Origin of the sequence: Motiliproteus sp. (assembly GCF_965230735.1) — a bacterium.
Taxonomy (GTDB): Bacteria; Pseudomonadota; Gammaproteobacteria; order Pseudomonadales; family Balneatricaceae; genus Motiliproteus.
The window spans coordinates 56,651-83,061 of the sequence record NZ_OZ246016.1 but is presented as its reverse complement, the minus strand read 5'-3'; the positions used below and the strand labels follow the sequence as shown (position 1 = coordinate 83,061).

20 protein-coding genes are annotated in these 26,411 nt (G+C 59.4%); 8 read left to right on the top strand and 12 right to left on the bottom strand.

Features of this window, described 5'->3' with window-relative positions; translation table 11 throughout:
- Nucleotides 1–10: 10 nt before the first annotated feature.
- Genes ACO05M_RS00375 through ACO05M_RS00365 form a run of 3 tightly spaced genes read left to right on the top strand, consistent with a single transcriptional unit; the run spans nt 11 to nt 4,610 of the window.
- A complete protein-coding gene (locus ACO05M_RS00375) occupies nt 11–1,777 on the top strand; it encodes an ABC transporter ATP-binding protein (RefSeq protein ID WP_421866540.1) in 1,767 nt (588 codons plus the stop codon).
- Nucleotides 1,770–2,522 (top strand): subtilisin-like serine protease QhpE, encoded by a 753-nt coding sequence (qhpE, locus tag ACO05M_RS00370; protein ID WP_421866537.1) that lies wholly within the window; start codon nt 1,770–1,772, stop codon nt 2,520–2,522. Before ACO05M_RS00375 ends, qhpE begins: the two co-directional genes overlap by 8 nt.
- A 45-nt stretch (nt 2,523–2,567) precedes the next feature.
- Nucleotides 2,568–4,610, top strand: a complete 2,043-nt coding sequence (locus ACO05M_RS00365) for a sigma-54-dependent Fis family transcriptional regulator (RefSeq protein ID WP_421866534.1) — start codon at nt 2,568–2,570, stop codon at nt 4,608–4,610.
- A 52-nt stretch (nt 4,611–4,662) separates the two neighbouring features.
- Here ACO05M_RS00365 and ACO05M_RS00360 read toward each other — a convergent pair whose 3' ends face one another.
- Nucleotides 4,663–5,385: an SDR family oxidoreductase gene (locus tag ACO05M_RS00360; RefSeq protein ID WP_421866531.1), complete on the bottom strand. Its 723-nt coding sequence runs from the start codon at nt 5,383–5,385 to the stop codon at nt 4,663–4,665.
- A gap of 166 nt (nt 5,386–5,551) precedes the next feature.
- Between ACO05M_RS00360 and ACO05M_RS00355 the strand changes: the two genes are divergently transcribed.
- Both ACO05M_RS00355 and ACO05M_RS00350 read left to right on the top strand, forming a co-directional pair.
- Entirely contained in the window at nt 5,552–6,451 is a 900-nt protein-coding gene (locus ACO05M_RS00355; RefSeq protein WP_421866529.1) for a LysR family transcriptional regulator, read from the top strand.
- Nucleotides 6,452–6,494: 43 nt separating this feature from the next.
- Complete coding sequence (locus ACO05M_RS00350; protein WP_421866525.1) at nt 6,495–6,662, top strand: helix-turn-helix domain-containing protein; 168 nt, start codon at nt 6,495–6,497, stop codon at nt 6,660–6,662.
- A gap of 33 nt (nt 6,663–6,695) precedes the next feature.
- Here the strand turns inward: ACO05M_RS00350 and ACO05M_RS00345 are convergent, their stop codons facing one another.
- From ACO05M_RS00345 to ACO05M_RS00335, 3 genes are read right to left on the bottom strand one after another with little or no spacing between them, the layout of a single operon-like run.
- A complete protein-coding gene (locus ACO05M_RS00345) occupies nt 6,696–7,286 on the bottom strand; it encodes a helix-turn-helix domain-containing protein (protein WP_421866522.1) in 591 nt (196 codons plus the stop codon).
- A 50-nt stretch (nt 7,287–7,336) separates the two neighbouring features.
- Entirely contained in the window at nt 7,337–8,392 is a 1,056-nt protein-coding gene (gene tdh / locus ACO05M_RS00340; protein ID WP_421870806.1) for an L-threonine 3-dehydrogenase, read from the bottom strand.
- Between the two features lie 17 nt (nt 8,393–8,409).
- Entirely contained in the window at nt 8,410–9,594 is a 1,185-nt protein-coding gene (locus ACO05M_RS00335; RefSeq protein WP_421866520.1) for a glycine C-acetyltransferase, read from the bottom strand.
- Nucleotides 9,595–9,844: 250 nt separating this feature from the next.
- Here ACO05M_RS00335 and ACO05M_RS00330 point away from each other — a divergent pair, with 250 nt between their 5' ends.
- A complete protein-coding gene (locus ACO05M_RS00330) occupies nt 9,845–10,003 on the top strand; it encodes a hypothetical protein (protein ID WP_421866518.1) in 159 nt (52 codons plus the stop codon).
- Between the two features lie 44 nt (nt 10,004–10,047).
- On the opposite strand, the gene ACO05M_RS00325 is transcribed toward ACO05M_RS00330, so the two are convergent.
- Nucleotides 10,048–12,555 carry an EAL domain-containing protein gene (locus ACO05M_RS00325; protein WP_421866515.1) on the bottom strand — a complete coding sequence of 836 codons (2,508 nt, stop codon included), beginning with the start codon at nt 12,553–12,555 and terminating at the stop codon, nt 10,048–10,050.
- A 350-nt stretch (nt 12,556–12,905) separates the two neighbouring features.
- On the opposite strand from ACO05M_RS00325, the gene ACO05M_RS00320 reads away from it, so the two are divergent.
- Together ACO05M_RS00320 and ACO05M_RS00315 are read left to right on the top strand one after the other, a co-directional pair.
- Nucleotides 12,906–14,411 carry a DUF2235 domain-containing protein gene (locus tag ACO05M_RS00320; RefSeq protein WP_421866513.1) on the top strand — a complete coding sequence of 502 codons (1,506 nt, stop codon included), beginning with the start codon at nt 12,906–12,908 and terminating at the stop codon, nt 14,409–14,411.
- A gap of 144 nt (nt 14,412–14,555) precedes the next feature.
- Nucleotides 14,556–17,564, top strand: coding sequence for an EAL domain-containing protein (locus ACO05M_RS00315; RefSeq protein ID WP_421866511.1), 3,009 nt, complete (start codon nt 14,556–14,558; stop codon nt 17,562–17,564).
- Nucleotides 17,565–17,582: 18 nt separating this feature from the next.
- Here ACO05M_RS00315 and ACO05M_RS00310 read toward each other — a convergent pair whose 3' ends face one another.
- From ACO05M_RS00310 to ACO05M_RS00280, 7 genes are all read right to left on the bottom strand, one after another.
- On the bottom strand, nt 17,583–18,179 hold the full coding sequence (locus tag ACO05M_RS00310) for a MarC family protein (protein ID WP_421866508.1): 597 nt from the start codon (nt 18,177–18,179) through the stop codon (nt 17,583–17,585).
- Nucleotides 18,180–18,429: 250 nt separating this feature from the next.
- On the bottom strand, nt 18,430–19,701 hold the full coding sequence (locus ACO05M_RS00305; RefSeq protein WP_421866506.1) for a dicarboxylate/amino acid:cation symporter: 1,272 nt from the start codon (nt 19,699–19,701) through the stop codon (nt 18,430–18,432).
- Between the two features lie 66 nt (nt 19,702–19,767).
- Nucleotides 19,768–21,201: an aspartate ammonia-lyase gene (locus tag ACO05M_RS00300; protein WP_421866504.1), complete on the bottom strand. Its 1,434-nt coding sequence runs from the start codon at nt 21,199–21,201 to the stop codon at nt 19,768–19,770.
- A 295-nt stretch (nt 21,202–21,496) separates the two neighbouring features.
- Nucleotides 21,497–22,288, bottom strand: coding sequence for a substrate-binding periplasmic protein (locus ACO05M_RS00295; protein ID WP_421866502.1), 792 nt, complete (start codon nt 22,286–22,288; stop codon nt 21,497–21,499).
- Nucleotides 22,281–23,705, bottom strand: coding sequence for a sigma-54-dependent transcriptional regulator (locus ACO05M_RS00290; RefSeq protein ID WP_421866499.1), 1,425 nt, complete (start codon nt 23,703–23,705; stop codon nt 22,281–22,283). The genes ACO05M_RS00295 and ACO05M_RS00290 overlap by 8 nt, the downstream gene beginning before the upstream one ends.
- Nucleotides 23,702–25,384 carry a transporter substrate-binding domain-containing protein gene (locus tag ACO05M_RS00285; protein ID WP_421866496.1) on the bottom strand — a complete coding sequence of 561 codons (1,683 nt, stop codon included), beginning with the start codon at nt 25,382–25,384 and terminating at the stop codon, nt 23,702–23,704. Before ACO05M_RS00285 ends, ACO05M_RS00290 begins: the two co-directional genes overlap by 4 nt.
- Before the next feature lies 1 nt (nt 25,385).
- The gene (locus ACO05M_RS00280; protein ID WP_421866493.1) at nt 25,386–26,303 is read right to left on the bottom strand and encodes a LysR substrate-binding domain-containing protein; all 918 of its coding nucleotides are present in this window, start codon (nt 26,301–26,303) and stop codon (nt 25,386–25,388) included.
- Between the last annotated feature and the right edge of the window lie 108 nt (nt 26,304–26,411).

The following is a 26,411-nucleotide window of genomic DNA, read 5'->3' as shown; positions in this document are numbered from 1 at the left end:
GAACTAAGAAATGTGGCAGCAGACTCTGGACGCCGACGTCCGAGCCATGGACACCCAGGCTGATCGCCGGGCCTCGTTGGCCTGGCTGTTCGGCTTTGTGCGTCCCCACCTGCGCGCGGTGGGTTTGCTGTTGTTGCTGTCGATGCTGGCCTCGCTGCTGGTACTGGTGCAGCCCTATCTGACCAAGCGGATGATCGACGAAGGGCTGCTTGCCGGTAATTTCGAGCAGCTGCTGTGGATCGCATCGACCCTGCTGGCGGTGGCGATGGGATCGACCCTGTTGGGTGGGATCAACCGCTACTGTCATACCCGCCTGTCGGGACAGATTCTGTTCGCGCTGCGTGAATCGGTGTATCGGCACCTGCAAACCCTGTCACCGACGTTCTACGCCCGTCGCCGGACCGGCGATGTGCTGTCGCGGCTGGATGGAGACGTCGCCGAGATCCAACGTTTCGCCGTCGACGGGCTGTTCTCGGCGGTCAGCGGGCTGTTGGGGCTGGTGGGCTCGGTGGCGATGCTGCTGTGGCTCAACTGGCAGCTGGCGCTGGCGATGCTGGCGCTGATCCCGCTGCAACTGGTTTATCTGCGTTTTATCCGGCCGCTGGTGCAGCGTCGGACCCGGCGCTTGCGGGAACGCTCGGCGGATATCTCCTCCTTCCTGGTCGAAACCCTCGGAGCGATGAAGTTTATCCAGTCGGTCGGGGCCGAGGGCCGCGAAAGCGAGCGTTTACGCAAACTCAACCGCAGCTATCTGGATGAGTTGCTGCATCTGCAGCTGCTGGAGTTTGCCGCCGGTAGTGTGCCGTCCAGCATGACCACGCTGTTCCGCGCCGGCGCGTTTCTGATCGGCGGCTACGCGGTGATTCAGGGTGAGATGGAGCTGGGGGCGCTGATCGCATTCTCGGCTTACCTGGGCATGGCGGTCGGTCCGGTGCATACCTTGCTCGGTCTGTATATGGCGGTGCAGCGGTTGCAGGTCAGTCTCGACCGGGTCTGTGAGCTGACTCAGGCAAGCCCCCTGGTGACCGATTCCGTATCTAATCCCGCAGCGGATTTGGTTGAGTCGGAGACCAGGGCCTCTACAGAGGCTGCCGAGATTCGCATAGCGCAGTTGAACTTCGGGTATGAAGCCGGTGCCGATCCGGTGCTGCGTCAGGCATCGGCTCTGATTGCCGGTGCCAGCCGGGTTGGAATTGTGGGGAGCTCAGGCGCCGGTAAGTCGACCCTGATCGACTTGCTGCAGCGGCATTACGATCCGCAGCAGGGCGCCATCCTGCTCGATGGGGTCGATATCCGCCAATTGCCACTGTCGCAACTGCGTCGGCGGGTGGCGGTGGTGTCCCAGGAGGTGGTGCTGTTTCGCGGCAGCATCGAAGACAACGTCCGTTATGCCTGCCCCGAGGCTGAACCGGAAGCGCTGGAGCAGGCATTGCAGCAGGCCGGTTTGACCGAGTTGATCGACAGTCTGCCGCAGGGGGGGCAAACCCAGATTGGCGAGCGCGGCGCCCGGCTTTCCGGTGGCCAGAGACAGCGTATCGCTATCGCTCGCGCGCTGCTGCAGCAACCGCAGGTGCTGATCCTCGACGAAGCCACATCGGCGGTCGACAGTGCTACCGAAAGCCAGGTGATGGCCAGCGTTGAGTCGCTGTTCCGGAATCGGACCCTGATCGTGATCAGCCACCGTGCCAGCACCCTGGCCCGCATGGATCAGTTGCTGCGGTTAGAGAACGGCAGGCTGACCCCCATCAGCGCAGCGGAGGCGTTTGAGCATGAGTGAGCGTTTCGCGAGTCGAGTACGGGTCGGCCTGGTTGATTCCGGGGTGGCGGAGTTTCAGCGGAATTCGGTGGCGGCGATGGCGGATTTTAGCCAACCCCAGGGGCTAATAACGTGGGAGATGGAAGGGCTGGATCGGCTCGGTCACGGCTCCACGTTGGCCGGGGTGATGATCCAGCAGCTGCCGGAGGTGGCGCTGTTGTCGGCAAAGATTTTCGACCGGCGCCTGGCCGCCAATGCCGAGCAGGCGGCAAAGGCGATCGACTGGCTGCTGGATCAGGGCGTTCAGGTGATCAACCTCAGTTTTGGTATCCGAACCTCGAGGCCCGCCCTGGAGCAGGCCTGCATTCGAGCCGGAGAGGCAGGCGTGGTGCTGGTGGCCTCGTCACCGGCGATGGGCGCAGAGGTCTTTCCGGCGGCCTATTCCGGTGTGATCCGGGTAACCGGCGATGCCCGCTGTGCGCCGGGTGAGACTTCCTGGGGGCCGTCGGCGCAGGCGGATTTCGGCGCCTGTGTGCGGCCTGATCGTGCCAACCGTTGCCATCCCAATGTGGTCGGCGCCAGTGTCGCGGCCGCCTATATCAGTGCCCAGGTAGGCTGCTATCTGCAGTCGATGGATGCCGCGCGCAACGGCATGCCGGATCCGGTAGCACTACGGCGCTGGTTGTCCGACAGGGCCCGATACCGGACCGAGCAACGCTCGGTGGAGCGGATTCCCTGGTCGCGCCGTCTGACCTGGGCCGTATAACGATTTTCCAACCCTAGCGGTTGAGCTGAAGAGGAGGCGATTACCATGTCCGCTGAATTTCAACAGAGTCGCGCCAGTGCCGTCGAAGCCCGCGAAGCGGTTGCCCGGATGGGGCACCTGCCGCAAGGCATGCTGCGCGAAGAGATCGAGTCTTCCTGGAATCGCTGTCTGGATCAGGGGCTGAGTTTTGAGCAGGAGCTGGATCTGAAGGTTTTTTCCGAGCGGGAAACGTCCGAGCTGCAGGAGCGTAATCGGCGCCTGATCGCCAGCTCCACCGCCGAGATGGAAGCACTGCTGGGGCATTTCGGCGAGCGCGACAGCATGGTGATGCTGTCCGATGCCAACGCCACCATCCTCAAGAGCCTGGGCGACAGCAGCTTCCTCGATCGGGCTTCACGCTACTCCTTGCTTCCCGGTGCCAGCTGGGGCGAACAGCGCGGGGGGACCAACGCCATCGGTACGGTACTGATGAATCCGAAACCATTGATGATCAGCGGCGAAGAGCATTATTTCGACGCCATCAGCCGGTTCAGCTGCTCGGCGGCACCGATCTTTGAACCCGGCGGTGCCGTGGTCGGGGTGCTGGATGTGACCTCCCACCGGGGTTGCGGCGGCAGTCACAACCTGGGCCTGGTCAGCATGTCGACCCGACTGATCGAGAACCGGCTGTTTGTCGATCAGTACCGTGATGCGTTGCTTCTGGCGGCTCACTCGCGACCGGAGTTTGTCGACAGCCTGTGGCAGGGGCTGATTGCCTTGGCTAATGACGGCACGGTGCTGGCGATGAATCGGGAAGCGGCCCAGTGCCTGGGATTCGACGAGGTCCCGTGCCGAAGTGCGGTGAACTCTCGGTGTTTTGAGGGACTGTTTGGCCAGCCGTTGGGGCCGGTGATCGATCAGTCCCTCAAAACGCCGCGCAACGCGTTGATGCTGGAAACCTCCACCGCCAAACGGCTATTTGCTCGTCTGATCCAGATTCCCGACCATCGTCCGCAGGGTTCGGTGGCGGCACCGTTGACCAGACAGCGGCCCCGACCGCCGAGCGACGGTACCATAGGGCTGGACGATATCACCCTGGAAGACAGCGGCTTTAATCGTGCCTGTCGGCAGGCCTCACGGGCATTGCAGCATCAGATTCCCCTGCTGCTGTTGGGTGAGACGGGGTCCGGCAAAGAGGCATTGGCCCGAGCGCTGCATCGCGATGGTGGCCGTTGCGACAAGCCCTTCGTGGCGCTCAACTGTGCGGCGATTCCGGAAGGGTTGATCGAATCGGAGCTGTTTGGTTACCAGGACGGCGCCTTTACCGGTGCCCGCCGAGGTGGGATGACCGGTAAGGTGCAGCAGGCCGATGGCGGTACCCTGTTTTTGGATGAGATCGGCGATATGCCGCTGGATCTGCAGGCCCGGTTACTGCGGGTGCTGCAGGAGCGCACCGTCACGCCGTTGGGGGGCAGCAAAGAACTGCCGGTCGATATCACGGTGATTTGTGCCACCCACCGTGACCTGAAACAGATGGTCGACGAGGGCCGGTTCCGGGAGGACCTGTACTACCGCTTGAATGGCGTCGAGGTTCAGATCCCCGCGCTGCGCCAACGGCGCAATTTCGCCGGACTGGTGGCTCGACTGCTGCAGCTGGAAGCCGGCAGCGGTCACGGGCTGCGGGTGGATGACGAGCTGTTGCAACTGCTGGCCGGTTACCACTGGCCGGGCAATGTCCGGCAGCTGCTGACGGTGCTGAAGACCTGCATCGCTTTCCTGGAACCGGATGAGGATCTGATCACGCCTGAGCATCTGACTGAGCAGTTTCGCCGTCAGCTCCAGACCGAAGCGCCGGTTCGGAATTCCACAGCCGCGACAGCCGCAGCGAGCAGTGATAACCGGTTGGCATTGATCGGCCAGCCCGAGCAACCGGAGACCGAAGCCCAGACCCTGCGTAGCGCCCAGATCGAAATGATTCGCCAGGCCGTCGAGCGCAACGACGGCAATATCTCCGCCGCCGCCAAGTCACTGGGGATTACCCGGGCGACCCTTTACCGGCGTTTGAAGGGCGCCGGGATCAATCTGGTGTCGGAAAAACGGGTGGTGTAACGGGATCGCCGCGTAGCGATAACGCGGCGATCGGTGAAGCTCAGTGTCGAGCTTAGGGCTGCTGGCGGGTTGGTGCGATCACCAGCTCGCGGATGCAGACATTTTGCGGCTGACTGTAGGCGAACAGCGTTGCCGCGGCGACATCGTCGGCGGCAATGGCACCGCCCATGCTTTCTTTCCAGGCCTGATAGTCATTGATGATCTGCTCGGAGCTGGTGTGGGACAGCAGTTCGGTCTCCACCGCACCGGGGGCGATGGTCACCACCCGCACGTCGGAATCGGCCACCTCTTCGCGCAGATTTTCCCCCATCGCATGGACGGCGAATTTGGTGCCGCAATAGGCCGCGTGGTTGGGGAAGGTCTTACGTCCGGCGATCGAGCTGACGTTGATGATGGTACCGCCCCGGCGCGCTTTCATGGCCGGCAGTACTGCGCGGATTCCGTTCAGAACCCCCATCACATTGACGTCGAACATCTGTTGCCATTCGGTCGGTGATTGCTCATCGAGCTGACCCAGCAGCATGCAACCGGCGTTGTTGATTAATCCATCCACCGGACCGTAGGCCTGCTCGGCTTCTTCAATGGCTCGGATGAAAGCGGTCGCATCGCAGACATCGACCTGGCGGCAGAGGCTGTTGGGCAGCTGCAGTGCCTCGACCTGCTTAAGCCGGCGGGCCAGCAGCAGCAATGGATGACCGGCGTCACTGAAGTGACGGGCGATGGCGGCGCCGATACCTGAACTGGCGCCGGTGATAACGATAAGTGGCTTCGACATGAGAACGACTCCTGAATCAAGGATTGTTGAGGGACTACGTGGTGCAGTCGATGGTGCTATTGTCGGAATGATTGGTGTTTTGATAAATATGGCTAATATGAAAACATTGTTAAGATAAACCAAACATCATGCTGGTTTTTGGCGTTGGAACAGGGGGGGAAGATCGATGAACAGTAGCTATTGGAACGGGGTTCGCGCTTTCCTGGCGGTGGCCGGTCACGGCAGTTTTACTGCGGCTTCCGAAGCCAGCGGGGTCTCCAAGGCCAGCCTCAGTCAGCATATCTCGGCACTGGAAAAGAACCTGGGGGTCCAGCTGCTGCACCGGACTACCCGCAGCCTGCGGTTGACCGATGTGGGTCTGGGCTTCCAAAGGCTGTGCCAGCAGGGGGTGGATCAACTGGAGAGTGCCCAGGCCTGGGCAGTTCAGGCGAATCAGGCACTGCAAGGGCCGATCCGAATGAATGCGGTGGGCGGCCTGATCGGTGAAGAGTTGATTACCCCGTTGGTGATCGAGTTTCTGCAACAGCACCCCAAGGTGAATGTGGAGTTGGATTTCTCCAGCCATCGGGTCGATCTGCTCAAGGATCCGGTGGACCTGGTGATGCGGATGGGGGATCTGCCCGACTCCAGTCTGGTGGCCCGTCGGCTTTACCGGATTCGGACCCGTTATGTGGCCAGCCCCGGCTTTGTCGCGGAGCGGGGAGAGATCGAGCATCCGGAGCAGTTGCGGGAGTTGCCATTGATCTGCGGCAGCGTTACCGAGTGGCTGTTTGTCAGGCAGCAGGAACGGGTCACGCTGCCGATCAAACAGAGTTTCAAGGTAGCCAACGGCCGGGCGATGTTGCAGGCCGCTAAAGCCGGGCTGGGCGTGGCGCGGCTGGCCGATGTTTATGTCCAGCCTGGCTTGGATGACGGATCACTGGTGGAGGTGTTGCCGGATTGGAACCATGCCACCGAGCTGTCGCTGGTCTGCCCGCCAGCGCGCTATCAGGTGCAGCGGGTCAAGGCGCTGATGGATTGGCTGGTGGCGAATTTTGAGTCGCGCTATCAGGCGTTGCTGGGCTAAGAAACCTGCGATTCAGTCCCCCGCAGACCCCGTCCGAGTCGGCGTGGGCCAGACTTTACGCAGCGCTCAGATCGAGATGATCCGCCAGGCGGTCGAACGACCTGACGGCAATATTTCCGCCGCCAAGTCACTGGGAATTACCCGCGTGACCCTTTATCGGCGACTGAAGGGGGCCGGAATCCGTCTGGTATCGGAGCAACGGGTGGTTTGACCAAGCGGTTTATCGTCGGCAGGTTAGGATTGATCAGGGGCTGGTCACCACCAGATAGCCGATCAATTCGTCGCTGCCGGTGTTGTCGATCCGGTGAGTCAGATCTCCCCGGTAGTGGGCTGAATCACCTCGGCCGAGCTTGCACAGGCTGTCACCGGAGCGAACTTCGGCCTGCCCCTGCGCCAGGGTCAGCAGTTCGCGGGTTCCCTCATAGTGGGCGGCGCTGCTGAAACTGGCTCCCGGTGCCAGTCGTAACTCATAGAACTCGGTGCTTTTTTCCATGTGCAGCGGCGATAGCGTGCGAATCTGGCAGCTGTCGTCGGAACGGAACAGGTTGTTGGGGTCATCGCCATGGACCACCTCGATACTGGAAGAGGCCCAGGGCTGATCGACCAGCTCGCCGACACTGATCCCAAAGGCTTGGGCGATACGGAAGGTGACGGCCAGGGTTGGATTCGCCTGGCCGCGTTCGATCTGGCTCAGCATCGAGCGGCTGACCCCCGACGCGGCGGCCAGCTTGTCCAGCGTCAGCCGGTGCTGCTTGCGAAGTTGGGTCACCCGTTGGCATAGCGCCTGGCTGGCCGGATCGGTGGCGGGGCGATTCTTGTTGGGTGTTGTGGCCATCGTGGGGGCTCTTGCTCGGTTGCGGCGCTTACTGGTGTTGCAGCGACAGCTTAGTGGTCGGGATGATCGCTGTCAGGGCTAACGCCCCAATCAAGGATGACTTTTCCAGATTGGCCGGAACGCATCACATCGAACCCCTGCTGAAACTCATCAATCGGGAAACGGTGGGTGATAATTGGACTGACATCGAGTCCGGCTTGAATCAGGCTGGCCATCTTATACCAAGTCTCGAACATTTCGCGACCGTAGATCCCCTTGATGGTTAACCCCTTGAAGATGACTTTCGACCAATCGATGGCCGTGTCGTTGGCGGGAATACCCAACATGGCGATCTTGCCGCCGTGGTTAATGCTGTCGAGAATTTGATTCAGGGCGGCGGGCGCGCCGGACATCTCCAAGCAGACATCAAAGCCCTCGGTCATGCCCAGTTCCTGCATCACGTCGTCCAGATTACGCTCGGCAATATTAATGGTGTGTGTGTTCCCCAGCTGTTGGGCCAGCGTGAGCCGGTAAGGGTTGATGTCGGTGATCACCACATGACGGGCACCGGCATGCTGCGCCACGGCGGCAGCCATGATTCCAATCGGGCCGGCACCGGTGATCAGCACGTCCTCACCGACCAGATCAAAGGCCAGTGCGGTATGGACCGCGTTGCCCAGCGGGTCGAAAATGGCCGCCAGTTCATCGGAAATTCCCTGGGGGATTCGAAAGGCGTTGACCGCCGGGATGACCAGATATTCGCCGAAAGCACCGGGGCGATTAACGCCGACGCCGACACTGTTGCGGCATAGCTGGCGGCGCCCGGCCCGGCAGTTGCGGCAGTGACCGCAGGTGATGTGACCTTCGCCTGAGACCCGGTCGCCGGGTTTAAAACCGCTGACTTCCTGGCCGATGGCGGCGACACTGCCGACAAATTCATGCCCGACTGTCATCGGTACCGGAATGGTGCTGCTGGCCCAGTCATCCCAGTTATAGATGTGGATATCGGTGCCGCAGATGGCGGTCTTATGGATTCGGATCAACAGGTCGTTATGGCCCAGTTTCGGTATCGGGGTCTGGTGCAGCCAGATGCCGGGTTCGGGTTTCAGTTTGGCCAGTGCTTTCATCATGGCTCAGTCCTCCGTCAGATAATGCCGAGTTCACGACCAATACGGCTGAAGGCCTCGATGGCGCGGTCGAGTTGTTCTGGGGTGTGGGCGGCTGATATCTGGGTACGGATTCGGGCCTGGCCACGTGGTACTACCGGGAACGAAAAGCCCACCACATAGATGCCTTCGGACAGCAGTCGGTCTGCCATCTCGGCGCTCAGGCGCGCGTCGCCGATCATGACCGGAATGATCGGGTGGTCGGCACCGGCCAGGGTGAAACCGGCCTGTGTCAGTCCGGCTCGGAAATAGGCACTGTTGGCGTGCAATTGTCGGCGCAGCTCGTCGCCATCGTCGAGCAGTTGCAGGGTTCGAATAGCGGCATTGACGATCATCGGTGCCAGAGAGTTGGAGAACAGGTAGGGGCGCGAGCGCTGTCGAAGCCAGTCGACAATAGGCTGTGACGCGGCGGTGTAGCCGCCCATGGCACCGCCCAGGGCTTTGCCCAGCGTGCCGGTATAGATGTCGATACGGTCCTGCACTCCATGATATTCGGCGCTGCCGCGACCCTGATCGCCGACAAAACCAACGGCATGGGAATCGTCCACCATGACCAGTGCATCATAGCGGTCGGCCAGCTCACAGATCTGATCCAGCTTGGCAATCGATCCGTCCATTGAGAACACGCCGTCGGTTGCAATCAAGCGGAAGCGGGCGTCCTGGCTTGCCTGCAGGTGGGCTTCCAGTTCATCCATATCGTTGTTGGCGTATCGGTAGCGGCGGGCTTTGCTCAGACGGATGCCATCGATGATGCTGGCATGGTTGAGGGCGTCGCTGATGATGGCGTCTTCGGCACCGAACAGGGTCTCGAACAGGCCGCCGTTGGCGTCGAAGCAGGAGGAGTAAAGGATACTGTCGTCGGTACCGAGGAAGAGGCTTAGCTGCTGCTCAAGCTGTTTGTGTAGATCCTGAGTCCCGCAGATAAAGCGTACCGATGCCATGCCGAAACCGCGCTCATCGAGCCCCTGTTTGGCGGCCTCAATCAATGCCGGGTGGTTGGCCAGCCCCAAGTAGTTGTTGGCGCAGAAGTTGATCACTTCGTTGCCGCCGCTTTGAATGTTGGGCTGTTGTGCCGAGCGGATGATCCGTTCGTGTTTGTAGAGCCCTTCGTCCTGCAGGGAAAGTAGTTGTTCGGATAGGTGGGAGAGAAGGGCGCGGCTCATAGGGTTTTCCTCTAAGTGAGAATGATTTTTAATATAGTGGATCTCATGCTAGCTATCAGGAATGGCTTTTACAACAGAATAGCGGAAAAATTTTTAGCATATCGGATTTTTGGTGCTGGCCCATTGATCGGAGGCTCTGTGAATCACGTCCTGCAGAGTAGAGACTTGGCTATGGCTTAGGAGTTACCAAGTGTGGTCACGGAAAACGAGACGGGGCGTCCGTCTTCGATGGTGCGGATGAGCGGCGGCGATGGATCTGGCAGACCAACAGGTTTCCTTCCTGATTGCCCGCTGCCCACTAAAAACTCATGAAGTTGTGCGAAACGATTTGTTTTTAGTGGGCTCGCCTTGGCCCATGGCCAATGTCGATGCATTCCTGCATCAAGCGATTAACCCGCCGGATTTTTAGGTCGACGGGACGTCGCGGTCACGAGCGCCCGGTCAATCGATGCTTCAGGGCCAGTGGCTACGCTTCTGGAGCGCGGGAATCTGATCGGCCGGTTGCGGTTTGCTGAAGTAGTAGCCCTGCACCTGATCGCAGTTGAGCGAACTCAGGTAATCCAGTTGCTGGGGTGTCTCCACCCCTTCGGCGATCACTTTCAGGCCGAGGTTATGGGCCATCAGAATGATGGTGGAAACCAGTTCGCCGTCGTTGTTGTCGTGGCCGATGCCATCGACAAAGCTACGGTCGATTTTGAGGTTATCCAGCGGTATCCGTTTCAGCAGACTGAGACTGGAGTAGCCGGTACCGAAGTCGTCCATCGAGATGCTGACGCCCTGATCGCGCAATCGATGCAACGTGGTGGCAACGGTGTCGGTGTCTTCGATCAGGCAGCTTTCGGTAATTTCCAGATCCAATAGCCGGGCCGGGATATCGGCCTGTTGCAGTGCCTGGCTGATATCCTCGGTCAGGTCCCGTCGCAACAGTTGCTGGGGCGAGACGTTGATGCTGATCTTCAGCTCGTCATTACCCTGATCGAGCCAGCGGCGACACTGCCGGCAAGCCTGATTGATGACCCAGGCCCCGATCTCACCGATCAGGCCAAGCTCTTCGGCCAGCGGAATAAATTCGTCCGGCGGGATCGAACCCAGCTCCGGGTCCTGCCAACGCAGCAGGGCTTCTACACCGATCATCTCACCGCGGCCGATATCGACCTTGGGCTGGTAATGGAGCGTAAACGCCTGTTCGGACAGGGCGATGCGAAGTCGGTTTTCCAGTTTCAGCTGCCGCATTGAGCGCTCGTTCATATCGGCGCAGTAGAGTTGGAAACCGTTGCGACCGGCCTGCTTGGTCCGGTACATCGCGATGTCGGCGTTTTTCAGCAGGGTGTCGCGGTCGCGCCCATCCTGGGGGTAGATGCTGCAACCCATGCTGGCGCTGATGTAGAGCTCGTGGCCTTCGACCCGAACCGGTTGTTTCAGGGCTTCGATGGCGCTCTGGGCGATACGGCGGGCGGCATCGTCGTTGTCCAATTCGGTCAGCAACAGAATCAGTTCGTCACCGCCGACCCGGGAGATGGTGTCGCCGGCACGGATACAGCCCTGCAGGCGTTTGGAAACCTCGCTCAGGACCTGGTCGCCGGCGGAGTGACCGAGGGAGTCGTTGATCCGTTTGAAGTGGTCCAGATCGATACAGATCAGCGCCAGGCGGTTACCGTCCCGTTTGGCGGTGGCCAGTGCGACATCGACCCGGTCGAACAACAGCTGGCGGTTGGGCAGCCGGGTCAGCGGGTCGTAGTAGGCCAGATTTTCGATGATCTCTTCGGATTTCTTGCGCTCGGTGATATCGCTGAAGATCCCGGCGTAGAGGGTACGGTTGTGTTGCGCGTCGTGGATCGCGGTGATAGTCAGCCACTCCGGGAACAACTCGCCGCTCTTGCGTCGGTTCCAGATCTCTCCCTGCCAGGAACCGGTCCGATGGATCTGCTTCCACATCTCCCGGTAAAACTCCGGCGACTGTTTACCGGAGCTGATCAGACTGGCGTTTTGCCCCAGGGCCTCGTTTTCGGAGTAGCCGGTCAGGATCGTGAAGGCGGGGTTGACCGACTGGATAATCCCCTGCTCGTCGGTGACCATGATGCCGTCCATGGAGGCATCGATCAGCGCGTGAGCCATGTTGAGATCATGTTTGCTGCGGGCCAGGTCGGCGGCGCGGCTGGCCAGGGCTTCCCTGAGCCGATTGGCGTACGCCTGCTCGATATTGGACAGAATATCGGCAAACGAGATCAGTCCTATCAGGTTGCCGCTCTGGTCGGTGACACCCAGATGGCGAATGTTGCGTCTGTCCATCAGCGAGCGGGCCGCCAGCAGGGTCATGGTCGCCGGGATGCAGATCAGCGGTTTGCTGATCTCATCACTCAACGCACTGCCCATCTTGTCTTCGGCAATCAGCCTGACCAGATCGCGCTCGGTCAACATCCCTACCGGTTGTTGCTGTTCGGTGATGACGATGCAGTCGGATTGATGGTCACGCATGGTGGTGACCGCCGTTGCCAGCTGTTCGCTCTGGCTGATCTGTAGCGGTGCCCTATTGGGCAGGATGGATTGTACTTCGCTCATGTGCACGAAGTACTCGGCGTCCTGATGTCTGACTATATCGCTTTGCGACAGAATACCTAGCTGTTTGCCCTGATCATCGGTGACCAGCAGGTGGCGAATACCGCTGCCTTTAAAGTGGTGGGCGGCCTCATCCAGACTGGCTGACGCGTTGATCGTTTGTACCGGGGCGCTCATCCAACGTTGGATCGGGCTGTTGACCACCGCCGGATTCTGAAAATCGAGCTTCATCGCATCGCTTTCGGTCCAGATGCCCAGCGGCTGACCCTCTTCACTGATCAGGACCGAGCTGCAACGGCATTCGCGCATCAGTCGGGAGACCGCCAACAGGCTGGTTTCCGGACCGCAGCTGACGATCTGTTGCTGCACGATCGATGCGATCGCTTTGGAGGGTCTTAGATTCATGAGGTTACGCGTACTCTTCCTGAGGCGCCTGCCTGCAGTTTGGCAGGAGTTGTTGACAATTGATCGGCCAAGGCTATCGCTCTTGGTGCGGCAACATACATGTCTGAAATCAATAAATCACCAATAACTTAATATTTCTGTCGGAATTGAGCATATGTCACTTTGCGCCGGTGATTTTTCAGTGATTCCGACCTGGGCTTAAGCGGTTGTGTGATCCACTTCCCGAGCCGCAAACCCCGGCGGCTTGATCTACTATCAGTCAGGCAGTGGCTGTAATGGAATCAACCACCTGTTGGCCTGTTACGGGGGTACCCGCACCGGGCTATAGCTGACCCGACGAGGAGGCTCCGATGAGGAATCTAATCGTATGCTGTGACGGAACCTGGAACGACCCCAACAATGAGGATGATGAGGTTCCGGCTCCGACCAATGTCCGCAAGCTGTTCGAAGCGATCGATCTGGATGGCGACAATCCCAGCCAGCTGAGCCGTTATCAGTCCGGTGTCGGCACCGGCGGGCTGGTCGACAAGGTGATGGGGGGGATGGTCGGTTATGGACTGGGAGAGGATATCCGCGATTGCTACCAGTGGCTGTCGGATAAGTATCAGCATGACGATAGGCTCTATCTGTTCGGCTTCAGTCGCGGCGCCTTTACCGCACGAAGCCTGGCCGGAATGATCGGCAGGTACGGCCTGATCGATTTCTCCCGGCATCCGGGGCAGCCCCGTGATTCCCTGGTCAAACAGGTTTACCGCAAAGGCTACCGTAATGGTGAAGTGCTCGATGAGGGGATTCATTTTCATCCCGATTCCTGCGCGGTGGCGTTTGTCGGTGTTTGGGACACCGTCGGTGCCCTGGGGATTCCCAACGATAAATCGCTGCTGAATATCTTCGATAATCCGGAAAAATATCAGTTTCACAATGTCGCGTTGGGCGACCATATCGGCCAGGCCCGCCATGCGGTGGCGTTGAATGAGAAGCGTGGCAGTTTCACCCCGACGCTGTGGAAGAGCGATCGCACCGACGGTAGCTTGAAGCAGCTGTGGTTCCCCGGGGTGCATTCGGATGTGGGTGGAGGCTATAAGGAGACCGGGCTGTCGGACGGTGCGCTTGAATGGATGATCCAGGAAGCGAAGGAGCAGGGGGTGGTCCTGAGTCCCCCGATGCTGCAACAGATCAAACCCGACCCGCAGGGACTGGAGCATGATTCCCACGTCGGCGCGATGAAGGCCCTGGTCAGTGCACCGCGCAGCATCCCCGATCTGGATCACAACCGATCGGCGCTTCACGCCTCGGTGACCGAGCGGCGCCGCAGGGCGCCGCTAAATCAGGGCCGTTACCTGCCGACCCGTGCCTTCAACGGCCAACCGATCGAGATCGATATCTACGCCAAGCATCCCTGGAACTGGACCGGAATCTTTCTGGAAGCAGGGCAGTGCTATCGCTTTAGTGCCACCGGCGAGTGGATGGATGCCTCGATACCCGCTTCACCCAAGGGCACCGAAGACGGGGATTTCCACAAGGGGGAAATTATCCATCTGGCAGGAAAGATCACCGGCTTGTTTGAAAGCGGGTTCAAGAAACTGTTCGGTAATCAACAGGCCAATTTCTTCGGCACCAAGCGGATCGAACATGCCGACTGGTTCTGCCTGATGGGCGCGATCGCCGACGGCGGCAACCCGGGGGTGGACGGCACCCACGAACCGCTGTACCACTTCGAGATCGGTGAACAGGCTCAGATTCGGGTCGAGCGATCCGGTTATCTGTATTGTTTTGCCAACGACGCCTGGGGGTTTTACGGCAACAATCGGGGCTATGTCACGTTGATGGTCGAACAGGTCCAAGCCAGCGGATAGTGGCTGGCTCGCTGTATCCCTTAAATTCTATCGACTTTTCCCAGCCCGGCGCTTTTTAACCGCCGATTACGGACTATGCTAATTAATGAGGCACTGACGAGCCGATCCTGAGTTGGACCAGCGTTGGGATTATTGGAGAAAGGGATGTTCGCAAGTCGTATCTGGGTGTTTTTCCTGGTCCTGCTAGGCACCTCTGCTCTGGTTTCCCTTCCCAGTGACAACGTCCGGGCTTCGCAGAATGACGCCAGCTGGCGTGAACAGAATCTGACAGCACAACAGATCGCCTGGTTGGAGCAGCACCCGCTGTTGAAACTGGGTGTCGATCGAAGTTTCGCCCCTTACGAGTGGATTGATGAGAGCGGCCGTTACACCGGTATGGCTGCGGACTATATCAAGCTGCTGGAACAGCGCCTCGGGGTCGAGATCAAGCCCTGGGTTGAACCGGATCAATCCTGGTCCGAGGTGCTCCAGGCTGCCAGCAACGGTGCCTTCGACCTGATGTCCTGTCTGGTGAAAACACCGGAACGGGAAGATTATCTGCTGTTCAGCGAACCTTATCTCTCCAGTGCTACGGTAATCATCAGCAAACAGTCTCAGGGGTACCTGGGCACCCTGGATAAGCTCAATGGCCGCACGGTAGCCATTCATAAGGGCCATTTCACCAACGAGCTGGTCAAGCGCGACTACCCCAACATCAATATCGTCAACACAGCCAGTCTACAGCAGGCGCTGGAATTCGTTTCGAGCGGTCGGGCGGATGCCTTTGTCGGCGATGCCACCGCCGCCAGTCTGGTGATGAAAAAGACCGGCATCCTGAATCTGACTTTCTCCGGCCACACCGACTATCAGAGTGATTTCCGCATCGGGGTCTACAAAGCCAACCAGGAGCTGGCGGCGATAATAGCAACGGCGATGGGCAGTATCAGCGAAGCGGAGCGCAATCAGATCTATGATCGCTGGCAGAGGTTGGAACTGCCGAACGGTGTACCGCTTGAGAAGATCGGTATCGGACTAGCCTTGGGGCTGGCCCTATTATCGATTTTCGCTTATTGGAACTATCGGCTGCGCAAGTCCGAAGCCGCTCACCGCTTGAGTCGGCAGCGCTTTAAGAACCTGGTGGAAACCACCGATGCGATGGTCTGGGAAGCCGATGTCGAGACCGAGAACTTTACCTATATCAGCGACAACGCCGTCCGCATTCTGGGTTATTCGGTTGAGGAGTGGCTGCAGCCCAACTTCTGGCATCAGAATATCCACCCGGAGGATCGGGATCAGGCGGTGAATTACTGCCGCACACAAACCTCGAAGTTGCTCGATCATGAGTTTGAGTACCGCTTTGTCCATGCCGACGGGCAGATGCTCTGGATCAGGGATATGGTCAATCTGGTGGTCGAAGAGGGTCGTCCGGTGGTGATGCGAGGCTTGATGCTCGATATCACCGAGAGAAAGAAGGCCGAGATGTTGATTCGAGAGAGTGAGCATCGTTTTCGGGAGCTGATCGACAGCCTGCCGGCGATTGCGGTTCAGGGCTATGACGAGCAGTTGAGGGTGACCTACTGGAATGATGCCAGCGAACGACTTTACGGTTTCACCCAGGATGAAGTGCTGGGACGTTCGCTGAACGAGTTGATTATTCCGGCCTCGATGCGCAAGGAGGTGCACAGGGCACATCGGGCCTGGGTGGATAAGGGACAGGCGATCCCCGCGGCGGAATTGGAGTTGCTGCATAAGGACGGCAGCCTGGTGCCGGTCTATTCCAGCCATGTGCTGTTGGGCTCCGAGGCGTCCGGCAAGGAGATGTACTGCATCGACATCAGCCTAGTGGAGCAGAAAAAAGCCAACGCCGAGCTCAAACATCTGGCCCACTTTGATCCGCTGACGCAGTTGCCGAACCGGCGTACCTTCAGTGACCGGTTCGACCAGATGATGAAACGCTCAGGCCGCGACGGCGGACGGGTTGCGGTGATGATGATCGATCTGGATCACTTCAAGGAGGTCAACGATACCCTGGGGCACGCCTACGGTGATCTATTGCTGCAGGACGCGGCCAAACGGCTGACGCGCTGCGTCCGTGAAACCGACACGGTGTCGCGTCTCGGTGGGGATGAGTTTCTGCTGTTGTTGGATCATGTCGGAGATATCGCTGCGATTGAGCGAATCGCCAAGAATATCTTACAGCAGATGAGCGAGCCTTATACCCTGCTGGATCACCGCTCCTATGTTACCGCCAGCTTGGGAATCACGTTCTTTCCCGATGATGCGGATACCGAAGAGGTGTTATTGAAAAATGCCGACCAGGCCATGTATGCGGCGAAGGGCAAGGGGCGGAACCGGTTTCATTATTTCACGCCCGAAATGGAAGTGCTGGCGCAGACCCGTCGTCGCCTGTTGGGGAAGTTGCGCGAGGCGATCCCGCGCCAACAACTGGAAGTTTATTACCAGCCGATCATCGACTTGAGCAGCGGACAGATCTTAAAGGCGGAAGCGCTGTTGCGCTGGAACCACCCCGACGGTCAGATTTCGCCGCTGGAGTTTATTCCGCTGGCCGAGGAGACCGGCCTGATCATCGAGATCGGTAACTGGGTCTTTAGCGAAGTGGCCAGGCAGTCGCAGCAGTGGAGCCAGGACTATCAGGTCGAGCTGCAGATCTCGGTCAACACCAGTCCGGCCCAGTATCAGGATGACTACTGTTGCAAACCGGAATGGTTTGAAAAGATCCTTATTGAAGGCCTGAATCCGGCCCGGCTCTGCGTTGAAATCACCGAAGGGCTGTTGATGGAACCCGATCCCAGTATCCTGCAGAAGCTGCTGATGTTTCGTGACAACGGGGTGGAGGTGTCACTGGATGACTTCGGCACCGGCTATTCATCGCTGGCCTATCTGAAACAGTTCGATATCGATTATTTGAAGATCGACAAGAGCTTTGTCAGCAATCTGAGCCCCGACAATCACGACCGGGTTCTCTGTCAGGCAATTATCGCAATGGCCCATACGCTGGGGATCAAAGTGATCGCCGAGGGTGTGGAAACCGAACAACAGCAGCAGCTGTTACGTCAGATCGATTGCGATTATGCCCAGGGCTACCTCTTCAGCCATCCGCTGCCGGCCGATCAGTTCGCCGCCAACTGGCTGGAGCCGGACTCTACGTCTTAACTCAGCTTGCCCGTTGGTCTACCCGATCATTCCGGTCACACCATCGGCGACGAACTGGATCGCCAGCGCGGCCAGAATCACCCCGAGAAAGCGGCGCAGAATTTCATCGCCGGTACGGCCGATAATCAACTTCACATACTTGGACAGCAGCATCAGCACCAGGGTCGTGGCGGTGATACTGAGAATCGCCGCCAGCACCGATAGCTGTCCTTCAAACGAGTCAGCCTTGGAGAACAGCAGAATGGCCAGTGTCAGCGACCCCGGTCCCGCCAACATCGGGATCGACATCGGGAACACCGACACATCCTTACGCTCGTTGGTCTGGTTGTACTCGATATCCTTGGTGATCATGTTGAAGGCGGTGAAGAACAGCAGTAATCCGCCGGATATCCGCAGCGCTTCGATACTGATTCCCAACCGGCTCAACAGCGGTTCACCGTAGTTGCCGAAAATAACCAGCAGCAGGGTCGAGATCAGCGCCGCCTTGGCCGCCATCACGAAGCGATGGCGGTTATCACCGACCGGGACCAGCGAATGGAAAATCAGTGCGGCTCCGATCGGGTCAATAATGACGAAGAGCGCGGTGACCGCGTTCAGGTAGGTGGCGAGATCCATAGGGCAGTGTCGTTCAGTTGAGCTTGTTCGACCGGGCCGGCGGTGATCATGCAGCCAACAGGGGTCGGAGGGGTTGAATTAAGGGGGGTGAAGTTTACTCAAGCTTGAGTAAACAGCAACCGTTAAGGCAGTAAAGCACAGGGAGAGGATCAGGGCGACTGCGGTTGGGCTTGTTCGACCGGACTTAGGGGGGCGAAACCCCGTGATGTGGAAAAAAAAGCCCCGCATGGCGGGGCTTTAAGGACAGTGATCAGGCCGTAGCGGTGCGGGCTTCGCTGATTTCCTGGTTGTAGATCGCCTCGTCCAGCTCGTTCTCGCTCTTGCCGACCAGAATCGAGACCATCAGGTCGCCGCAGACATTGACGCTGGTGCGGGCCATATCGAGGATGCGGTCGATACCGGCGACAATGGCCAGACCTTCCATCGGCAGCCCCACGGTGGTGAGTACCAGTGACAACATGATCAAACCGGCTCCCGGCACACCGGCGGTACCGATAGAGGCCAGGGTCGAGGTCATGATGATCAGCAGGTAATCGGAGAAGGCCAGGTCAACACCGAATGCCTGGGCGATAAACAGCGCGCAGACCCCCTGATAGAGCGCGGTACCGTCCATGTTGATGGTGGCGCCCAGCGGCAGGACAAAGCTGGAAATACCCTTGGAAACACCCATCTCTTCGCGTGCTGCCTTGATGGTGGCCGGCAGAGTGCCGGAGCTGCTGGTGGTGGTGAAGGCCACCGAGGCGGGATTCAGCAGGCCCTTCAGGTAACGCTTCGGGTTCAAGCGGCCCAGGCTGCTGATCAGGCCGGTATAGACCACCAGCACATGCACCAGACAACCGATATAGACCGCGGCGATCACCTTGATCAGCGGCAGCAGGATATCCATGCCGTATTTACCGGCGACCCAGGCCATCAGGCCAAAGATGCCGTAGGGGGCCAGCTTCATGACCAGCTCGGTCAGCTTGTACATCCCTTCGGCCAGGCTCTCGAACACCTTGATCGCCGGTTCGGCCTTCTTACCGCAAAGTGACAGCGCGATACCCAGACCAAGGGCGAACACGATGATCTGCAGGATATTACCGGCAGCCAGGGCACTGATCGGGTTCTTCGGAATCATGTTCAGTAGCGTCTGGATCAGCGTCGGGGCCTCTTTGGCCACCGGTGCGGCTTCGACGCTCATGCTGATGCCGGCGCCGGGGGTCAGCAGGGTGCCCAGTCCGAGGCCGATGCTAATCGCCACCGCCGTGGTTCCCAGATAGAGGAATACCGACTTCAGGCCGATACGGCCCATCTTGCGGGTATCCTGCATCGAGGTGACGCCAACCACCAGCGAACAGAACACCAACGGCACAATCAGCATCTTGATGGCGTTGATGAACAGGGTTCCGATCGGTTTCAGGATTTCGGCATCGGGGCCCATGACCGCGCCGACCAGGGTGCCGAGCACCATCCCGATCAGGATCTTCTTCCATAGCGGCATGCCGCTCCAGAAGCCGTTTTGGGTTGCGATTGCTTGTTCCATAGAGGTTTCCTTTCTTATGTTTGTAGTCGGTCCGTCTCGGGTAGCCGGACCGGGTTAAATGGCGTCTTACTGACGACGTCGCTGGGGTCGGATCATGTTGGCGGGGCTGAGCACGTCGGCCAGCGCCTCTTCACTCATCAGCCCTTCCTCCCGAATCAGCTCCAGCACCCCTCGGCCGCTCTGCAGCGCGGTTTTGGCGATTCGGGTGGCGTTCTCGTAGCCGATGTAAGGATTGACGGCGGTGACGATGCCGATGCTCTGATCGACCAGCTCCTGGCAGCGTTCTCGATTGGCGCTGATGCCGCGAACGCAGCGGTTCTTGAGCATGTCCATCGCCTGGGTCAGCATCCGGATCGATTCGAGCACGTTGTAGGCGATCAGCGGCTCCATGGCGTTGAGCTGCAGCTGTCCCGCTTCGGCGGCCATGGTGACGGCCAGATCGTTGCCGATGACCTGATAGGCCACCTGATTCATCGCCTCGGGAATCACCGGGTTGATCTTGCCGGGCATGATCGAGCTGCCGGGCTGTTGGGCGGGCAGGTTGATCTCGTTGAGACCGCAGCGGGGGCCCATGCTGAGCATGCGCAGGTCGTTGGAGATCTTCGACAGCTTCACCGCCAGGCGCTTGAGCATGCCGGAGAAGAGGACGAAGGCGCCCATGTCGGAGCTGGCCTCGACCAGGTCGGAAGCGCGCTTGAACTCGAAGCCGCTGATCTCGGACAGGTGGCCCACGGCCAGGCGGGCGTACTCGGGATCGGTGTTGATGCCGGTACCGATCGCCGTGCCCCCCAGATTGATCTCCTTGAGCAGTTCGGACAGACCGGCGATCCGGTCGATATCTTCGGTCAGGGTGCTGGCGAAGGATTGAAACTCCTGCCCCAGGGTCATCGGTACCGCATCCTGCAGCTGGGTGCGACCCATCTTCAGCACATCGGAAAACTCCTCGGCTTTGGCGGCAAAGGCATCGCGCAGTGACGCCAGCGCCTTGACCAGGTCGCCGTGCTTGAGCAGCACCGCCAGCCGTACCGCGGTCGGGTAGGCGTCGTTGGTGGACTGCGACATGTTGATGTGGTTATTGGGGTGCAGGTGTTGGTACTCACCTTTGGCATGCCCCAGCAGCTCCAGCCCGACGTTGGCGATCACCTCGTTGGCGTTCATGTTGGTGGAGGTGCCGGCGCCGCCTTGAATCATGTCGACGACAAACTGATCGTGGTGGTCGCCGTCGAGGATTTTGCCGACCGCGGCTTCGATGGCGTCGGCGTGGATATCATCCAGCAGCCCGAGCTGTTGATTGGCTTTGGTACAGGCCAGTTTGACCATGGCGATGGCGTTGACCAGCTGGGGGAAGTGCTGCAGCGTGACACCGCTGAGATCGAAATTCTTACAGGCGCGTTGGGTCTGGATACCGTAGTAGGCCGAGTCCGGAACGCTGGCTTCGCCCAACAAATCCTTTTCCTGGCGTCCCTCCCGTTTCAAAGTTGAAGCGGCACTTATCCCCATGAATGTTTCCTCGTGACGTTATTGTTATCGGGGCCGACAGGATCAAGGGCCCGTTTAAGTCAGAGTTATTGCAACCGGGGTGCCAGTTGTTGTTTTGTTGGTTAACTTATTGAAAGCATTAAATAAATATCTTTGTTTATGATTGTCTGGCTGCCGCCAAGGGCTATAACTAAACGAATAAATGCCAGGGAGCGGTGCCGGGTGTTGAGTAGATAGTTGAATAAAAACAGATGGTTACTGCTGGATAGGGGAGGTTATAACCAAAGTTGGGGTTATAGGGGTTCTATCGACGCGGTCAGTGGGTGCTTGTCGCGGGGGTCATTCCCCAGTTGCGCAAGATCTGTTGGTAACGTGGGGTTTGCTTCAGACGGATTAGGGCATCCCTGAGCTGCGCGATCAATTCGGGCGAGCTGTTCGGGCTGGCCGCCAGGTAATAGCCTTGGGCCGACAGCGATTTCAGCGAGTAGACCCGACGCAGCAGTCGCTCCGGGTCCTGACCCTGTGACTTCAGCAGATGGTGGGCAACCGCATCGGCGGCAGGCCATAGATCAATCCGTCCCCGGCTAAGGAGCTGGTATTGCTGTAGTGGAACCTGGTCACCGCTCAAGCGCAGCAGCAGCTGCTCCGACAGACCGTTTTGCAGCAGGTAGCTCTCCCGGGCGCCGTTCTGCTGGGTCGCGATGCGGTATTGCTGCAGATCGCTGAGTTGTTCGATCCGAATATCGGTGCGCGATCGCAACGCAAAGATCGAGTGCGAGGCTGGAACCAGAACCCCGATCCACTTGAACAGCGCTTCCCGTTCGGGATTGCGGCTGATGGAGTAGATCAGCGCGTTGGGTTCGGTCTGGGCCTGCTTGAAGCTGCGTGACCAGGGGTGGCTGACGATCCGGTAGCTGAATCCGGCCTGCTGCATCAACGCTTTGATAATCTGGGTCGAAACCCCCTGCATCTCACCCTGCTGGGTGAAATTAAATGGCGGAAACTCCTCGGTATAGAGGGTCAGGGGTTCTGCCGCAACCCGGATGGATAGCAGTGCAAAGGTCAGGACGATCAGCAACGCTCGGCCTTGAGCGCGTGGGTTAGCCATCCTCGGGCCCCGATTCTTTCTTCTTCAACCGTTTGCTTAGCGCCGGTTGGGAGATCCCCAGCAGCCGGGACGCGATCGACTGGTTGCCCTGGGCCCGGCGCATCGCTTCGTCGACCAGTAGATCCGCCGCCTGCTGCAGGGTCGGCAGCGGTTGTTCGGGATCGAATAACGACGCCGGTGGGTTACCGGGGCTGTCGACGGCACTGGCGCTCAGATTCAGGGCGCGGCGGAAACTCTCCATCGACAGCACCTTGCCGCGGTGTTGTCCGACCGCATCGAATGCCAGCGCGCGAAGCTCGCGGATGTTGCCCGGGAAACTGTAATTGGCCAGCAGCACCAGCAGCTCTTTGGGGATAGTCGGGCAGCTCTTGTTCATCTCCCTGGCGGCTTCTTCGAGGAAGTGATGCAGCAGCAGCGGGATATCGCCCTGCCGTTTGCGCAGCGGCGGGATCTCAAGCTGGTGGGTGCGTAAGCGGTAGAACAGATCTTTCCGAAACTCGCCGGATTGTTGCTTCTGCTCCAGGTTCTGATGGGTGGCGACGATGACCCGTGCGCGAATTCGTTTGGGTCGATCACTGCCCAACGGGTAGTACTCGCCTTCCTGCAGCAAGCGCAGCAGCTTGACCTGAGAGTTCAGACTCAGATCACCGATCTCATCCAGAAACAGGGTGCCTTCGGCGGCCTGTTCGATCATCCCGGCACGGGCCTTGTCGGCACCGGTGAAAGCGCCGCGGTGATGGCCGAACAGGGTGTCGGCGAAGACATTGTCATCCAGTCCCGCCACGTTGACGCTGACCAGCGGTCCGGGACGGCGGCTCAGGGTATGGAGCGAGCGGGCGATCAGTTCCTTGCCGACGCCGCTTTCGCCGCTGATCAGCACCGGTTGGCTGCTGCCGGATACCGACTCGAGGTACTGGAACACCGAACGCATCCCCTTGTCCTGGGTGATGATGTCGGCGAAGACGTCGGGGTGCTCCAGCGTATCGGTCAGGAATTTGCGCCGCATCGCCTGGTTTTCCAGCCGCATCTCCTGCATCTGGACGGCCCGCCGGACCCCCTCGATCAGGCGATCCTCTTCGGTGGTTTTGACAAAGTAGTCATAGGCCCCGAGGCGGATACAGTTGACCGCCGTTTCCAGCTGATTCAGACCGCTGATGATAATCACGCCGATATGGGGGTGGTCTTCGACGATCTGCTTCAGCAGCGTTTCACCCGACAGGTGCGGCATGGTTAGGTCCAGCAGCACCAATCCGATCGGTTCGCGGGCGATGATATCCATCGCCTCGCGGCTGTCCTGGCAACGATACAGGTGGTTGTAGCCACCACGGCGTTCCAGCGCGATGCTCAGGCTACGAAGAAAGGAAGCCTCGTCATCGATCATCAGGATGCCGAAGCTGGGTTGATGGGTGATTGTCATTTGATCAGCGCTCGGTAGGTGGCCGGCAGATAGAGAATGGCGCTGGTGCCTTGATCCGGTTCGGAATCGAACACCAGCGTACCGCCATGGTCGTTGATGATACTGGACGACACCGATAATCCCAGTCCGGTACCGCCCTGTTCCCGCTTGGTGGTGTAGAACGGATCGCTGAGCCGAGAGAGTTGATCCGGCTCGATACCACAGCCCTGGTCGATCACTTCCAGTCGAAGTTGCTGTTTCTCGGGGCGGTAGCGGGTTTTTAGGGTGATGCCTTTCTCCGGCGACTCCAGAGCCTGACAGGCGTTGACGATCAGGTTGATTACGACCTGTTCGATACGCTGGGCGTTACCGCGGAAGCGGGGCAGTTTCTGACCGTAACTGACGCTGAAGTGGTTGGTGGAGTTGCGGATGGTGTTGTCGACCAGGCGGATGGCCGTGGCCACAACCTCGTTCAGATCGACGCTTTCATTCAGATCGGGAGTGCCCTGGCGGGCAAAGTCGCGCAGATCGTCCACGATTCGACGGATCCGCTGGGTGCCGGTCAGCATGTCGTCCAGCATCGCCGGAATTTCATCGCGCATACGGCTGTAGCGCAGTCCTCCCAGATCGAAGTCGCCGTTAGCCTGATAATGGGCCTCCAGAATCTCTTCCAGGTCCTGATGAACCTCCTTCATGACCGGAAGGTTCAGCAGCAGCAGACTGCTGGGATTGTTGATCTCATGGGCAACTCCCGATACCAGAATCCCCAGTGAGGTCATCTTGTCGGCCTGGATCAGCTGCTGTTGCTGCAGTTTCAGCTCTTCGGTACGGCGTGCCACCTGGCGCGACAGGGTACGGTTCCAAGTCATGATGGCTCCGAGCACCAGCACCAGCAGCGCTGATGCGATGGCGGCGCCCTGGCCGATCTTTTTCCAGGGAAGCCCGGATTTCTCCAGCGGCCCCAGCCACTTGTCGTAGATCGCCTGCTGGCGGCCGGTGTTCTTCAGGATCGCCAGCCCTTCGCTGAACTGAGCCAGCAGTTCCGGGTTATCCTTGGTGACCGAATAACCGTAATTCAGCGCCCCGAAGGGCTTGCCGACCGGGACGATATTGGACAGTTCCAGCTCCCGTCCCAGATAGAGGCCGGGCAGGTTGGCGACCAGGGCGTAGTCATGCTGGCCCGATGCCAGCAGCCGCAGGGCGCTGGCGTGGGTTTCCACCAATACCAGCCGGGCACCCACCTTCTGCTGCAGCAGATAATCGTGCATGATCCCTCCCTCCTGAACGATGACGGACTTGCCTTCCATTTCGGCCAGGGTATTGATCCTTGCATCGCCTTTGCGGGCAAAGATCGACTGGTTGATGATCGCGTGGGGGGGCGAAAACTCGTACACCCGGTTGCGGTCTTCCGAATGGACCATGCCCTGCAGCACATCGATCTCACCCAGCTCCAACCTTCTGCGCATCACATCCCAGGTGCCCAGCGATATCTCGACCTCGAAACCCATGACTTCGGCGATTGCCCGGGTCAGCTCGGTGTTGTAGCCGTCCGGCTGGCCCTGCTCGTTGAGGAATTCGTAGGGCGGATAGTTATGGTCGCCGCCGACCCGGATCAGCTGCTCGGCCTGGACCGCATGGTTTCCCAGCGGGATCGACAGGATGATCAGTAACAGCTGAACCCAGCGACGGACTGACGGCATACTAAGGCCCGCTCGTCCGGGGGCGGGATAGCTGCGCCGTCAGACCATCCCACAGAGCCTGCGCCTGCGAAGAGGTCTCACGGTTGCAGCGATAGAGGCAAATTTTCAGCGGCAGGCGCCAGACCGCGGAACCGCAAACGGCCAGGAAACCGGCTTTAATCTCCTCTTCGACGGCGAACGAAGGCACCCAGGCGATCCCTGCCCCCTGGACGGCCATCACCTTCAAACTGTCGGCCAGGGGAGACTCGAAGGTCAGCTCCAGGTTTGCTGATCTGGAGCTGTTGCGCAGGATCTTGTCGACGCAGCGGCCCAGATAGATCTGTGTCGGGTAGCCCAGGTACGGTTGGGGTTCGGAGCCGGCGTCCAGGTTGAAGCGGGGATTGCCCTCCTCATCGGCCCGACAGACCGGGATCAATTGCTCGGTAGCCAGCTCCAAACGTTCGAAGGTGGCGGGATCCAGCGAAGGGTCCTCGAACGCGAGCAGGAAGTCGCAGATACCGTTCTTGAGCGCCTGCACGTTGTCATCGACGTTGGCGACCAGTTGTCGGCATCGGATATCGCTGACCTTGTCTTCCAGAGAGTCGATAAAGCGGGGAAAGAACGACAGCGACAGGGTGTGGGAGACCGCAAAGTCCAGTACTTTGGCGTCTTTCTGTCGCAGCGAGAGCAGGTGGGCACGGCAATCCTGCAGCTGTGAGACCAGATTACGCGAGGTGATCTGGAACAGCTGTCCTTCGGCGGTGAGCCGAACCGGCACCTGGGCTCGGTCCACTAGCTCGCACCCGAGTGCCTGTTCCAGGGCTTTGATGCGTCGACTGAAAGCGGGTTGGGTCATGTGCCGCTCTTCGGCTGAGCGGGAAAAGCTCTGCGTCCTAGCCAGAGACAGGAAGTCCACTAACCACTTGGTTTCTATGTTCATCAAGCGCTGCTCAGGCTGATCGGCATCGGAGTGTTGTCGTTGTTTTACCGAAGTGTACTACCGACTTGGCGACTTTTCTGCCGGTTAGACACCTTATACCCAGCCGGT